At 73.8% G+C, this 14,005-nt stretch carries 7 protein-coding genes; 4 read left to right on the forward strand and 3 right to left on the reverse strand.

The features are described 5' to 3' along the window. Positions 1 to 146: 146 nt before the first annotated feature. Positions 147 to 854 (forward strand): ABC transporter ATP-binding protein, encoded by a 708-nt coding sequence (locus ACIQF6_RS31810; RefSeq protein WP_400901251.1) that lies wholly within the window; start codon positions 147 to 149, stop codon positions 852 to 854. Between the two features lie 10 nt (positions 855 to 864). Here ACIQF6_RS31810 and ACIQF6_RS31815 read toward each other — a convergent pair whose 3' ends face one another. Continuing rightward, entirely contained in the window at positions 865 to 1,464 is a 600-nt protein-coding gene (locus tag ACIQF6_RS31815; protein WP_400901253.1) for a hypothetical protein, read from the reverse strand. A 155-nt stretch (positions 1,465 to 1,619) separates the two neighbouring features. Between ACIQF6_RS31815 and ACIQF6_RS31820 the strand changes: the two genes are divergently transcribed. From ACIQF6_RS31820 to ACIQF6_RS31830, 3 genes are all read left to right on the forward strand, one after another. Further along, positions 1,620 to 3,140 carry a hypothetical protein gene (locus tag ACIQF6_RS31820; RefSeq protein ID WP_400901255.1) on the forward strand — a complete coding sequence of 507 codons (1,521 nt, stop codon included), beginning with the start codon at positions 1,620 to 1,622 and terminating at the stop codon, positions 3,138 to 3,140. 403 nt (positions 3,141 to 3,543) lie between these two features. Then, positions 3,544 to 4,425: a hypothetical protein gene (locus tag ACIQF6_RS31825; protein ID WP_400901257.1), complete on the forward strand. Its 882-nt coding sequence runs from the start codon at positions 3,544 to 3,546 to the stop codon at positions 4,423 to 4,425. A 98-nt stretch (positions 4,426 to 4,523) separates the two neighbouring features. Next, positions 4,524 to 9,065, forward strand: coding sequence for a hypothetical protein (locus ACIQF6_RS31830; protein ID WP_400901259.1), 4,542 nt, complete (start codon positions 4,524 to 4,526; stop codon positions 9,063 to 9,065). Between the two features lie 211 nt (positions 9,066 to 9,276). Here the strand turns inward: ACIQF6_RS31830 and ACIQF6_RS31835 are convergent, their stop codons facing one another. Next, entirely contained in the window at positions 9,277 to 12,105 is a 2,829-nt protein-coding gene (locus ACIQF6_RS31835) for an acyltransferase family protein (RefSeq protein ID WP_400901261.1), read from the reverse strand. A gap of 14 nt (positions 12,106 to 12,119) precedes the next feature. Continuing rightward, on the reverse strand, positions 12,120 to 13,784 hold the full coding sequence (locus ACIQF6_RS31840; protein WP_400901263.1) for a glycosyltransferase family 2 protein: 1,665 nt from the start codon (positions 13,782 to 13,784) through the stop codon (positions 12,120 to 12,122). Between the last annotated feature and the right edge of the window lie 221 nt (positions 13,785 to 14,005).

Consider the following 14,005-nt stretch of genomic DNA (forward strand, 5'->3'; position numbering starts at 1 on the left):
GTACCCCCGTTCCGGTCATCGTGTACCGGATGGCGGACGACTCTGTCAGATACGAACGAGTAGCGGAAGGGCCTTGCGCAAAGCGTTGCGGGAGTGAGCAGAATCGAGCACCTGCACGCTCATTCGCCAAACGGGGGGACACCAAGATGATCGAAACACCGGCGCCCATGGTCGTGGTCGAGGACCTGTGCCGCAGCTTCGGAACCGGACCGCGCACCGTGCACGCGCTGCGCGGCGTCTCGTTCACCGCGGCCCGCGGCGAACTCACCGCGCTCAAGGGCAGGTCCGGCTCCGGCAAGACCACCCTGCTCAACCTGGTCGGCGGCCTCGACACCCCGACCAGCGGCCGGATCACGCTCGACGGCACCGACCTGTCCGGCCTCGACGAGGCGGGGCGGCTCGCGCTGCGCCGGGACCGGATCGGGTTCGTCTTCCAGTCCTTCGGCCTGCTGTCGACGCTCACCGCCGCCGAGAACGTCGGCGTCCCGATGCGGCTGCGCCGGCTGCCCGCAGCCGAACGCGAGGAGCGGGTCCGCACCCTGCTGGCCCTGGTCGGGCTGGCCGACCACGCCGGGCAGCGGCCGAGCGAACTCTCCGGCGGCCAGCAGCAGCGGGTGGCGATCGCCCGGGCGCTGGCCAACGACCCCGCGCTGATCGTCGCGGACGAGCCGACCGGCCAACTCGACTCCGAGACCGGCCTGGCCGTGATGGAACTGCTCCGGGCCGTGGTCCGCTCCCAGGGCGTCACCGCCCTGGTCGCCACCCACGACCCGACGCTGATGGCCCAGGCCGACCGGGTGATCTCGCTGCACGACGGCACGGTGTCCCAGGTGGAGGCCGGCGCCGCGCACTGAACCGGGCGGGTCAGGGGGAGGGAATGACCCGGGCGAAGTCGTGGTGGGTGCGGACCGCCTGATCCCACTCCAGGGTGCGGATCAGGCGGTGCACGACGAGCAGCGGAATGACGCCGAAGACACCGAACGACATGTCGATGAATCGCCAGAACAGCGGGATGTCGCGCAGCGGCCCGCAGATCAGCGCGAGCGGGACGACGGCGCCGCAGGCGAGCATCGCCCAGCGGATCACCCAGACGTTGCGGACCGGGTCGCGCAGCGGCCCCCAGAACGCGGCCGCGATCACCAGGTGTGCGAAGGCCAGCCAGTCGGTGCCGTAGGCGAGGAGCGGGTGGCTGCCGTAGCCGTCGGCGACGCTGTCCCGGGCCACCACGGCCCAGTCGCCGAGGGCGGGCAGCAGCGCGCCCAGGCCGGTGGCGTCCAGGACCCGGACCAGCAGCGCGGTCTCGCTCTGCAACGGGAAGGCGGTCACCCCGCTGAGCACCAGACAGACGATGAACAGCCACAGCCAGCGCCTGATCCGCCGTCGGACGCGTGCGGTGTCGGTGACTGCTGCGGAGCCGGGGCCGGCGGTGGTGGAACCGGTTGGGGCGGTGGCGATGTCGGACATGGGAAGTCCCCCCTCCATGACGCGGGTGCCGGAGACGGCACGGTGTCGCGGGAAGGACTCTAGACCTGAATTTGAACGCGTTCAACAGTGCGGAACAGCCTGCCCCAAAGGGGACGTTTCGGACCTGTCCACGGAAAGCCCTAATCTTGTCCCCCGTGACCGCCATCGCAGACCAGCCCACCAGGCCCGCCCCCGGACCGGCCGCCGACGAGGGACTCGCCCGCCGGCTCAAGGCGCTCGCCTGCACCGCGCCGCTGCACGACCTGGACAGCCGCAAGGTCAACCTGGCCGGCGAGTACGCCTCGTACACGATGGCCGAGATCGCCCTCGCCGCGATCGACCTGGTCACCCTCAACATGGACTTCGACACCGGGGCCGACCGCGACATAGTGCTGAGCCGGCTTCAGCCCCGGATCGCCGCACAGAACCCCGGCCGCACCGTCACCGAGCACGAGCGGGTGGCCCGCTGGGTGCTGGAGTCGCTGATCAACGTCGGCAGCGTCGACCGCGGCTTCCGCGCCGTCTACGGCACCTTCGGGCCGGACGGCGAATACACCCGCCGCGACTACGACTTCAAGCTGATCGAGGAAGTCCCCGGCCAGGACGGCGGCGTCTACCTGCGCACCACCGACGAGGCCGTCAACGTCCTGGTCGGCGCGCTGGACACCGACGTGACGAGCGCTCAGATCGCCGCCGAGGTCAAGCTGGAGGTGCTGATCCGCCGCGGCCGCCTCGCCGACGCCCAACTCGCCGCCGAACAGGCCCGCTACCGCACCGTCCAGTACGCCGAGACGCTGCGCCGCGCACTGGAGGCCACCCGCCGCAACGTCCGCGCGGTGGACTGGATGGAGACCGTCCCCGACCTGATCGACGAGGCGCTCGACCACATCGCCGACCGGTACCGGCACGAGAACGCCATCCTCACCAACATCCGCAAGGCCCGCGACGAGAGCGTCGACGCCGAGCACAAGCGGCGCGCCGCCGAACTCGTCGACATCGTCAAGGACTGCATCCGCCGGCACACCCAGCTGCAGACCCGCCTGCTGGAAGCCGGCCCGCTGTTCCGCGCCGAACAGGACCGGCAAGCGTTTTCCGCACCCACCGCGCGCACCGGCATCGACCTGTACGGTCAACTCCTCGCCCCCGTCCTCACCCTCCCGCTCGCGGACGCCACCCGGCCCACCGACGCGTTCTTCGCCCGCGGCACCGGCCTGCGCACCCCCGTCTCGGTCCGGGTCGGCGACCTGGTCGACCTGCTGCTCACCCCGCCCGTCGAACGCGAGCACCTCGGCGCCGAACTGCCCGAGCCCGACCTGGTCGCCACCCCCGACGACAGCCGGTTCTCCGAGGCCCAGCTGGAGGCCGCGCTCGACCTGCTCGACCTGCCCGCCGACGCGCCCCGCCGCCTGTCCGGCCTGCTCGCCGACGCCCGCGCCCGCGGCACCGACGTCGGCGAGAACGGCGAGGAACTCGCCTACCTGGTCGCCCTGCTGGCCGTGCACGCCGCCAGCCCCCCGGTCGGCACCGCGTACCGCCAGGGCGAGGAACGCCTGCTGTTCGCCGTCGACGACGGCACCCGCCTCGACGACCCGGGCTTCGGCGGCGCCGACCTGATCGTCGGCAGCGCCCTCCTCGACGCCGCAGGCATGGCCGCCGACCGCCGGGACGCGAAGTGACAGCCGGGCCCGCCGGCGGCGCACGCGGCATGGGCAGCGCCTGGCGCGCGGGTTGCGCCTGCGGCGCGGGCTGCGTTCGCGGGACGGGTTGCGCCTGCGGCGCGGGCTGCGTTCGCGGGACGGGTTGCGCCTGCGGCGCGGGCACCGCTGCAAGCGGCACCGGCACTGCCGTTGGCGCCCGCGGCACCGGTTCCGCCCGCACTGGCGGCACGCGCGGCACGGGCACCGCCATTGGCACGTGCATCGTCTGTGGCGCGCGCAGCGCCTGTGCCGTCCGCGCCGCTCGCGGCACCGGTGCCGCCCGCACTGGCCGCAGCACCGGCAGCCCGCGCAGCCCTCGCACCGCCCGCAGCACCGGCACCACTGGCACTGCCCGCAGCCCTCGCACCGAAGGAGCACCCGCATGACCACCAGCCCCGAGGCGTGGGCGCCGCAGGACGCCGAGCCGGCCGTCGCCGTCCACTCGCCGATCAGCCCGGCGGACGTCGCCGAGGCCGCCCGCCTGGTGTCCTTCGGGCTGCAGGCGAAGCTGCTGCCCTCGCGGGACGCGGAGTACGCCGAACTGGTGCGCCGCTACCGCGACGACCCGCAGTTCGGCCGGCTGGCCGACGCGGTCGCCACCGGCATGGGCCTGGTGGTGCTGGAGGTCTCGCCGCGGGCCGGCATGGCGGTCGCCGCCGCCGAGGACTCGGTGTTCGCCGTTCGGATGGGCGACTACTCGCGCCGCGCCGCCTCCGAGTCCACCGACCGCTTCCTGCACGGCCTCGCCCACCTCGCGGTCGCCGCGCTCGCCTTCCCCCGCCCCGAGGACCTCGCCGACGACGGCTACCTCGGCCGGGTCAGCGTCAACGGCGTGGACGCGTTCGTCCGGCAGGCCTGCCGCCGGCTGGAGGAACACGCCGCGGCCGAGGGCAGCAACACCGACCCGGCGAGCTCCGCCCCCGGCCTGGAGGCGGCCTGGCGGGTGTGGGCGCGCCGCTCCGCGACCGGCGCCACCAAGGACGCCCGCCGACTGGCCGGATCCACCACCGGCATCGTCTCCAAGGCGGTGTCCTTCCTGGTCGACTCCGGCTTCCTGCAGAAGACCTCCGACGACGCCGGCGGCACCTACCGCACCACCGCCCGCTACCAGTTGCAGGTCCGCGACCTGGCCGGCAGCGCCGCCATGGGCGAACTGCTCGACCTCGGCGTCGTCCCGGTCAGCGACGGCACCGCCACCCTGCTGCCGCCCGACGACAGCGACGAACTCGTCGCCGACGCCGGCCTGCCGTTCCACGCACTCTGACACTCCCGTCAGCACCCCGACGCTCCCGTCAACACCCCGACGCTCCGTCAACTGTCCAGCGCCACACTGAAACTGCCGCTCCAGGAGAACCACCGCACATGTACGAGCTGAACCGGGTCCGCCTGTACTCGATCGGACCGGCGGGCGCGCGCTACGCCGACACGGTGCTCGACCTGCGCGGTGTCGGCGAGCCGGTCCCCGAGCCGCAGCCGCAGCAGATCGGCCTGTTCGGCGAGGAGCCCGAGGGCCCGCAGCGCCGCCCCGCGCCCGCCGGCGTGCTGTTCCTGGAGAACGGCGGCGGCAAGTCGGTGCTGCTCAAGCTGATCTTCTCGGTGATGCTGCCCGGCCACCGCAACACCCTCGGCGGCGCGTCCTCCGGCGTGCTGCGCAAGTTCCTGCTGGCCGACGACTGCGGCCACGTCGCCCTCGAATGGCAGCACACCGTCACCGGCGAACTCATCGTGGTCGGCAAGGTCAGCGAGTGGCGCGGCCGCCAGGTCTCCTCCGACCCGCGGAAGTTCGCCGAACTCTGGTACTCCTTCCGGCCCGGCCCCGGCCTCACCCTGGACGCCCTGCCGGTCGCCGAACGGCCCAGCCTGGCCGGCGACCAGAAGGCCCGCGGCCGCCGCCGCACCATGAAGGGCTTCCGCGACACCCTCACCGAGGCCGCCAAGGCCCACCCGCACCTCGACGTCACCTTCGAGGAGATCCACGACCGCTGGAACGAGCACCTCGGCGCGCTCGGCCTCGACCCCGAACTCTTCCGCTACCAGCGCGAGATGAACGCCGACGAGGGCGAGGCCGCCGGCCTGTTCGCGGTCCGCAACGACGCCGACTTCACCGACCTGCTGCTGCGCGCCGTCACCGACACCCGCGACACCGACGGCCTCGCCGACCTGGTGCACGGCTTCGCCGCCAAGCTCGGCCGCCGCGCCGAACTCACCGCCGAACGCGACTTCACCGCCGGTTCCGTCGACCTGCTGCAGCGCATCGTCGACGCCACCGCCGGCCGGGAGACCGTCCGCGAGGGCCACCGCGCCGCCGAACGCCGCACCCGCAGGCTCGCGTCGTCGCTGTCCGCCCGCTCCGCCGTCGAACGCGACCGGGTGCACGACCTGGCCGTCGAGGTCGCCGCCGCCGCGGGCGCCGTCACCGCCGCCGAGACCGACCGCACCCGGCACGCCCTGATCGTCTCCGAACTCGGCTACCGGCACGCCACCCTCGGACTGGAGGCCGCGACCTCCGAAGCCGGCCGCCTGCGCCGCGAACTCACCGACGCCCGCGCCCAGTTCGCCGCCTGGCAGGCCGCCGAGGCGGTCCTGCGGCACCGCGCCGCCGCCGACCGGGCCAGCCGGGTCGCCGCGGCCATCCGGGAAGCCGAACTCGACGCCGCGCCCGCCCTCGCCGCCCGCGACCGCGCCGCCGGCGCCCTCGCCCGCGCCCTCGAATCCGCCGCCCTGAACGCCGAGACCCGCGCCGACCAGGAAGAGCTGCGCGCAGGCGAGTTGCAGCAGGACGGCTCCGCCGCCCAGGCCGAGGCCACCGCCGCCGCCACCGCCGCCCAGAAGGCCCGCTCCGAGGCCGAACACCTGCGCCAGCGCCTCACCGAGGTCGAGCAGGAGACCGCCGCCGCCGTCGAAGCCGGCTGGATCGACGACTCCGGCGCCGAACCCGACCCGGCCCGCGCCGCCCTGCACGCCGCCGACGCCGAACGCGCCGCCACCGAAGCCCTCGACCAGGCCCGCACCGTCGCCGAGTCCGCCGCCGTCCGGGCCCGCGAGTCCGCCGCCGCCGAGGCCCGCGCCGAACTCGCCGCCGCCCGCGCCACCGACGCCCGCACCGCCGCCGAACGCACCCTGGCCGCCGAACAGCGCACCGCCGCCCAGCTCGCCGCCGAGCCCCGGCTCGCCGAACTGCTCTCGCTCTCCCCCTACCAGGACGGCGCGGACGAGTCCGAGGGCTTCCTGACGCCCCGCCAACTCGACGCCTCCGCCGAGGACCTGCGCGAACTGCTCGACCAGGCCGTCGCCCACGCCGAACGCACCCTGTTCGACCTGCGCACCGCCGCCGCCGACGACTCCCGCATCCTCGCCGCGCTCGGCGACGGCGGCCTGCTGCCGCCCGGCCCGGACGTCCTCGCCACCGTCGAACACCTCGGCGAACAGGGCATCCCCGCCCTGCCCGGCTGGCGCTACCTCGCCCAGTCCGTCGACCCCGCCGACCACGACGCGATCCTCGCCGCCCGCCCCGAACTCGTCGACGGCGTCGTGGTCACCGACCCCGCCTCGCTCGACCGGGCCCGCGAAGCGCTCGCCGCCGCCGCCCTGCTGCCCCGCTCCACCGTCGCCGTCGGCACCGCCGCCGCCCTGATCGCCCCCATCGAGGGCGAACCCGGCTTCTTCCTGGTGCCGCCGAACCCGGCCATGCACAACGAGACCGCCGCCGATGACGAACGCCGCGAACTGCGCGGCCGCGCCACCGCCCGCGAGGAACACATCCGCGAACTCGCCGCCCGCCTCGGCGGCGACCGCGCCCTCGCCGCCCGGCTCGCCTCCTGGCACGCCGCCTGCCCGCCCGGCACCCTCGCCGAACTCGCCGAGGCCGCCGCCGCGGCCGCCGACCACGCCGAAGCCACCGCCGCCGAACTCGCCACCCTGCGCGCCGACCACGCCGAAGCCGACGCCGACCACCAGGCCGCCGCCGCCCGCCACGAGGAGTGCCGGGAGACCGCCCAGCGCACCCGCCGCCGCGCCGACGCCCTCGCCGGCCTCGCCTTCCGCCTGCGCGAACGCGCCAACTGGACCCGCCGGCAGCGCGAACTCGCCGACGACGCCACCGAATGCGAACGCCGCCAGGCGCTGTGCACCGAACGCGCCCGCACCTGCGACGAGGACCGCCGCGCCGCCCAGCGCGCCGCCGACGACGCCCGCCGCACCGCGCGCACCCTGCGCGGCGAACGCGCCGAGATCGCCGCCGCCGACACCGCCGAACCCGACGAGTCCACCCCCACCTCGCTGCCCGCCCTGCGCGAGGCCTACCGGGCCGCCGCCCAGCTCTACGAGAAGGTCGGCGTCGGCGCCGACCTGCGCGCCGAACAGGCCCGCGCCGAAGGCGACGAAGCCGCCGCCGCAACCGAGCTGGACCGCCTCAGCAACAAGGTCAAGGCCCGCGCCGAGGAACTCCTCGCCAGCCCCGACGGCGCCGACGGCCCCGCCCGGCAGGCCGCCGCCGCCCGCGCCGAAGAACTCGTCACCATCATCGAAGCCCGCTCCGGCGCCGCCGCCGAAGAAGTCGGCCGACTGCGCGGCGACGCCGAACGCTCCGCCCCGGTGAACGGCGAAGCCCACACCGAACTCCCCGACGACCTCGTCCCCGCCGACACCGAACACGCCCAGGCCCTGCTGCGCACCGCCACCGCGCTGCTCGCCGAACGCCGCGAACGCGTGGACACCGCCCGCACCGAGAACGCCGACCTGCAGCGCACCCTGGACCAGGCGCAGGCCGCCGCCACCGACTTCGAGGAACTCGCCGGGCAGCTCCGCGACGGGCTGCGCGACAACGGCGAGGAGACCGAGACCGCCGACGCCTACCTCGGCGGCCTCGCCGCGGCCCGCGCCGCCGTCGCCGACACCCGGCGCGCCATGCGCACCGCCGCCTCCGAGCTCACCGGCGCCGAACTCGCCGTCCGGGACGCCTCCGACGCCCTCGTCCGGCACGCCAACGCCGCCCGCTACGAGGCCGTCCGCACCCCCGCCCGCCAGCAGATCCGCGAGCTGCCGGCGGCCGCCCTGCCCGACCACGCCGCCGCCTGGGCCGCCGCGTTCGCACCCCGCCTGCGCGTCCTCACCGACGAACTCGCCCAGTTGGAACGCAACCGCGCCTCCATCGTCGACCGCCTGCGCGGCCTGGTCGAGTCCTCCCTCGCCACCCTGCGCGCCGCCCAGCGCCTGTCCCGCCTCCCCGAAGGCCTCGGCGAATGGTCGGGCCAGGAATTCCTGCGCATCCGCTTCGACGACCCCGACCACGCCGTCCTGGTCGAACGGCTCGGCGAGGTCATCGACGAAGCCACCCAGTCCGCCGTCCGGAAGAACTCCGACCTGCGCCGCGACGGCATGTCCCTGCTGCTGCGCGGCGTCGCCGCGGCGATCGGCCCCAAGGGCGTCTCGGTCGAGATCCTCAAGCCGGACGCGGTACTCCGCGCCGAGCGGGTCTCGGTCGGCCAGATGTCGGACGTCTTCTCCGGCGGCCAGCTGCTCACCGCCGCGATTGCCCTCTACTGCACGATGGCCGCCCTGCGCGCCAACGACCGCGGCCAGTCGCAGCTCCGGCACGCCGGCACGCTCTTCCTCGACAACCCGATCGGCCGCGCCAACGCGACCTACCTGCTGGAGCTCCAGCGCGCCGTCGCCGACGCGCTCGGCGTCCAACTCATCTACACCACCGGCCTGTTCGACACCACGGCACTGGCCGAGTTCCCGCTCGTCATCCGCCTGCGCAACGACGCGGACCTCCGGGCCGGCCTGAAGTACATCTCGGTCGAGGAACACCTCCGCCCGGGCCTCCCGGCACCGCAGGACCCGGACGGTCCGACGATCCACGGGGAGATCACGGCGACCAGGATGTTCCGCAAGCCCGAATAGGGGCGCGCGGACAGGCGGGCGCACAACCGGGGGCGCGGGGAACCGCGCGAAGCGGGAGGACCCAACCGCAAGGTCGCGACGCGGGCAATGACTTGCCGTTGATCGCGACCTTGCGGTTGGGTGCGTGGCCGCTCGCGCAGTTCTCCCCCAGCCCCAGCGGGCTGGGAGGTGCCCCACGCGCCCCTGTTTTCGCGCCCGACTGCGCGCGCTCCTACTGCTTGGTCGAGACGGTGACGGACGCGACCTTCATCGGGTGCCCCGGCTCCGTTGCCGTCGTCGGCGAACTGTCGTACGCGGTGGGCAGGTTGCCGCCGATCGCGACGTTCAGGATCAGGAAGATCCCGTGGTGCACCGCCTGGTCCCAGGCGGCCGGGTCGACCTGGTCGGAGGTGACGGCGAAGTACTCCTGGCCGTCGCGCAGCCAGCGGACCTTCTCGACGGGGGACGAGCGGTCGACCTCCAGCGTGTAGGTGTGGAACGTGCCCCAGCAGTCCGGGCAGGGCTTCTCGCCGGAGCCCAGGCCGGTCGGCTCCTTGCAGGGGCCGCCCGGGGTGGTGCCGCAGTGCATGGTGCCGAACACCCCGCGCCCGCCGATCGACTCGAGGACGTCGAGCTCGCCGACGCCCGGCCAGCCGGTGTACCCGTCGCGGAGCTTGCCGCCGAGCGCCCAGAACGCGGGCCAATAGCCGGCGGCGGCAGGCCCGTTGACGGCGGGCAGGGCCACCTTCGCCTCCACCCGCAGCACGCCGCCCGCCGGGGCGGCGAAGTCCGCGCGCCGGGATTCGATCCGGCCGGAGAACCAGTGGCCGGCCCCGTCCCGGGTGGGCACGATCTCCAGCGAACCCTGGCCGTCCAGGCGGACGTTGTCGGTGGAGTCGGTCATGGTTTCGAACTCGCCGGTGCCCCACTGGGCGGCGGGGCAGCCGGGGTAGCAGGTGCCGGTGTCGTACTGCCAGTTCGCCGGGTCCGGCTTCGATCCGGCCGGGCCGTCGAAGTCGTCGTGCAGCAGGGTGGCCCAGCCTTCGCCGAACACGCCCGCGTCGGCGAGGAGTTGGTCGATCCGGGAGGTGAGGACGACGGACGCCGCGTTGGTCAGGTGCGAGTCGTCGCGGTAGAGCAGCACGTGCTCCAGGACGGAGGGGCAGGTCTTTCCCTCGCCGGGGCAGAGCACCGAGTTGACGCCGATGGTGCGGACGCCGGGGACGCGGCCGGCGGCGATCTCCTCGGCCAGCGGATCGGCCCACAGGCTGTCGCTGCGCGGGAAGTCGCAGGCGGACGTGGTGTCGGAGTGCCCGGAGACGCAGGCGGGAATGTCCCGGCCGGGGATCGGGGTGTCCTGGAGGTAGACGATCGGGACGCCCAGCTCCCGCAGCGGGGCGAGGGTCTGCTCCCAGCCGTGCAGCAGCGCCGCCCGGTCGGCGGTGTAGCGGTTCAGCGTGGAGATGACGATCAGCTTGGGCTTGGGCCCCTGCTTCAGCCGGCTCAGCGCGTACGACCGCCAGGTGTCGCACTCGTGGTAGGTGCGGCCCAACTGGGGGTTGTTGACCGTGAGTTCGGGCAGCGGGCAGCCCTGCTTGACGAGTTCCTCGACGGCCAGGCGGTGCTGGGCGGCGATGCCGAGCATCGCGGAGAACCACTGGCCGGCGTGCGAGTCGCCGAGCAGCACGATCCGGTCGTCGCCGGTGCCGAACCGGCAGGGCGGGCTGACGGTGTCCGTCGGGTTCACCTCGCACATGCCGTCCGGCGGGAAGTCCTGCCGGGCCTGCACGGGGTTGGGCACGGTCGGGCCGTGCGCGGGCGGCGCGCCGGCGAGCAGGGTCGGGCCGGTGCGGGCGCCCGGCGGCAGGCCGGACGGGTCCGGGGGAGTGGCCGGGCCGAGCATCTTGATCGTGCCGGTGCCGACGACCAGCGCCAGCACCACCGGCATCACCACCGCGGTGAGACCCAACGACAGTCCGCGGCGCGGGATTTCACCGAGCACCCGGCTGCGGCGCAGCGGCTGCTCCAGCCAGTTCAGGGCGGCGAGTGCGGGCAGCGCGGCGGCTGCCGTCAGCGCGACCTTCACCCCCCAGTGCAGGGTGCCCCATCGGGCTTCGGCGAGCACCAGCACCGGCCAGTGCCACAGGTACAGGTTGTAGGAGAGCCGGCCGATCGCGCGCGGCGCGCCGAGCGCCAACACCCGCCCCACCAGGTGCTGTTCACCGGCCAGCACGATCGCGGCGGTGCCGATCGTGGGCACCAGCGCGGCGTAGCCGGGGTAGGGGGTGCGGGCGTCGAAGACCAGCACCGCGCCGAGCACCGCGGCCATGCCGCCGAGGCCCAGCAACTCCCGTATCAGGCGTGGTATTCGACGGATCGGCAGCAGCGCGACGACGGCGCCGGCGGCGAACTGCCAGGCCCGGGTGGGCGTGGAGAGGTAGGCGCCGGCACTCCAGTGCAGGGAGAGCCAGAACGAGCCGGCGCCGAGGACCAGGGTCAGGCCGAGCAGGGTGCGCCGCTTCCAGGCCCAGCGGGCGGCGAGGGCCATCAGCGGGGCCCACAGCAGGTAGAACTGCTCCTCGACGGCGAGCGACCAGAAGTGCAGCAGCACGCTCGGGTCGCGGCCGGCCGCCAGGTAGTCGGTCTGTTCGGCGATGAAGCGCCAGTTGGCGACGGACAGCGCGGAGGCGAGGACGTCGCGTTCCAGGTCGGCGCGGCGCAGCGGCGCGGTGAGCAGGGCGCCGAGGACGGCGACCACGGCGAGCACCACGGCGGCGGAGGGCAGCAGGCGGCGGGCGCGGCGCGAGTAGAACTCGGCCAGCCGGACCTTTCCGGTGGCGGCGCTCTCGCTGCGCAGCAGGCCGGTGATGAGGTAGCCGGAGATGACGAAGAAGACGTCGACGCCGACGAAGCCGCCGGCCAGGCCGGGGACGGCCGCGTGGAAGGCGAGCACGGCGAGCACGGCGACGGCCCGCAGTCCTTCGATGTCGGGTCTGAACCGGGGCCGTTCGACGGGTGGTTGCCCGAGAACGACGGTGAGCGGGGCGGTGCTGGTGGACACGGGAGGTGGACCTTTCAGCCCAGCCAGGGCAGCATCGGCGCTACCCAGCCGGAGGCGAGCAGGGCGATCAGGGCGAGCGCGCTGGTGACGGCGAGGGCCTCGGGCCAGCGCCTGGGCCGCATCGCCGGGCGGGCCCCGGATTCGGTGTTCTCGGTGGTGTGCGGCCGCAGCTCGGAGTACAGGTTGCGGACCAGCGGCACGCCGGCGTGCAGTTGCACGGCCAGGTACAGGGCCAGGCCCCAGGTGTAGTGCCAGCCGTGCAGGGCGGTGGCGACGGCCACGCCGACGGTGGTGGCGACCAGGGTGCCGGCCGTCCACAGCAGGGAGACCAGCAGGACGTTGCGGGCCATGCCGCGGTTGCTTCCGGGCTTGGCCGCGCCGGTGGGCACCCAGGCGGCGCTGCGGCCGCGCAGGGTGTGCCAGTAGGCGGTGCCGGCGGCGAAGCTCATCAGCACGTTGGCGCGCAGCACCTCGGTGCGCCAGCGGGTGCGGCTGACCCGGGGCAGCAGCACGTGCCACAGCCACAGCAGGGAGAGCATCGGCAGCACGTACCAGGCGCGGACCTCGCCGGGGAACGCGAACAGCATGATCAGCGGCGGCAGCGGTGCGGTGAGCACGTTCACGGCGGCGGCCAGGTAGCCGACGATGCCCTCGTCGAAGCAGCGGCGCATCCGCCAGGTCATGGCCTTGCGGGTGGTGCGGTCGCCGATCAGGTGAAGGTTGCCCATCGCCCAGCGGTACTGCTGGTTGACGAAGCTGGTGGTGGACTCGGGCGAGGTGCCCTTGGCGACCAGGACGGGCACGTAGCGGGTGGTGAATCCCCGCTGGTGCAGGGCGAGTCCGGTGTACATGTCCTCGCTGTGGTCGAGCCGGGCGAAGCCGCCGGCGGCGTCGATCGCGGAGCGTCGGTAGACCGCGTTGGAGCCGCAGCAGATCGCCGCGTCGGAGGCGTCCCGGCTGGGCTGCACCCAGCGGAAGAACCACTCCTGGGCCGCTCCCGCGGCGCGCTGCACCCAGCCCATCTCGGCGTCGGTGTCGAAGCACTGCGGGCTCTGCACGATGCCGACCTTCGGGTCGCCGAAGTACGGCAGCAGGTGCTGGAGCAGGTCGGCGCGCGGCGCGAAGTCGGCGTCCAGGATGGCGATGTACTCGCCGTTGCTCAAGGTCAGCGCATGGTTGAGATTGCCGGCCTTCTTGAACTCGCCGCGGTTCGGTCGCACTACGTAGTGGTAGCCGAACTCCCGGGCCAGCGCGGCCACTTCGGGCCGGTCTCCGTCGTCCAGCACCCACACGTCGAGGCGCCCGGGGGCGTCCAGTCGGGCGACCGCCCGGTAGGCGTTGGCGAGGATGTCGAGCGGTTCGCCGCAGGTCGGCAGGTAGAGGTCGACGGACGGCGGTTCGGCGGGCTGCCAGGCGGCGACGAGCAGTTCGTGCCCGGCCCGGGTGAAACGCCGACGGCGCAGCCCGTTGAGGCAAGTCAGCGCCAGGGCGACGAGGTTGATGCCGAGCACGGCCAGGAACGGCCAGAGCACGGGATTGCGGAGCGAGAAGCTGAACATTGTGGCCGCGCTGAACACGAAGGCGAGCGCGGAGAGCAGTGGGACCCAGCGGCGCTGAGGCCCGAAGTACCAGTAGAGCTCCTGATCGGAGGGTGGCGACGGAAGGTGATTGACAGTCATAAGGCCCCCCACGGCCGGTCATTGACACCTGTCGACGGTCAGATTACCTGATTGGTATAGACCAAATGACCACGCACGATGAACGCTGGGGCAACTTCGGTGAAGCCTGTGTGACCAGGCATGACCGCGCCAGGAATTGCCCCTCGGCTGTGCCGGGAGGGGCTTCTGTGGCGGTTGACGTACAGCGTTGTTCGAATGGTTGCGAATGCGGTTGGCGAAGG

Origin of the sequence: Kitasatospora sp. NPDC092948, assembly GCF_044754805.1 — a bacterium.
GTDB lineage: Bacteria > Actinomycetota > Actinomycetes > Streptomycetales > Streptomycetaceae > Kitasatospora.

Bases quoted from the DNA above. Each gene is read 5' to 3' on its own strand.
- ACIQF6_RS31815 (WP_400901253.1), bottom strand. From the start codon at position 1,464: ATGTCCGACATCGCCACCGCCCCAACCGGTTCCACCACCGCCGGCCCC.
- ACIQF6_RS31830 (WP_400901259.1), top strand. From the start codon at position 4,524: ATGTACGAGCTGAACCGGGTCCGCCTGTACTCGATCGGACCGGCGGGC.
- ACIQF6_RS31810 (WP_400901251.1), top strand. From the start codon at position 147: ATGATCGAAACACCGGCGCCCATGGTCGTGGTCGAGGACCTGTGCCGC.
- ACIQF6_RS31825 (WP_400901257.1), top strand. From the start codon at position 3,544: ATGACCACCAGCCCCGAGGCGTGGGCGCCGCAGGACGCCGAGCCGGCC.
- ACIQF6_RS31840 (WP_400901263.1), bottom strand. From the start codon at position 13,784: ATGACTGTCAATCACCTTCCGTCGCCACCCTCCGATCAGGAGCTCTAC.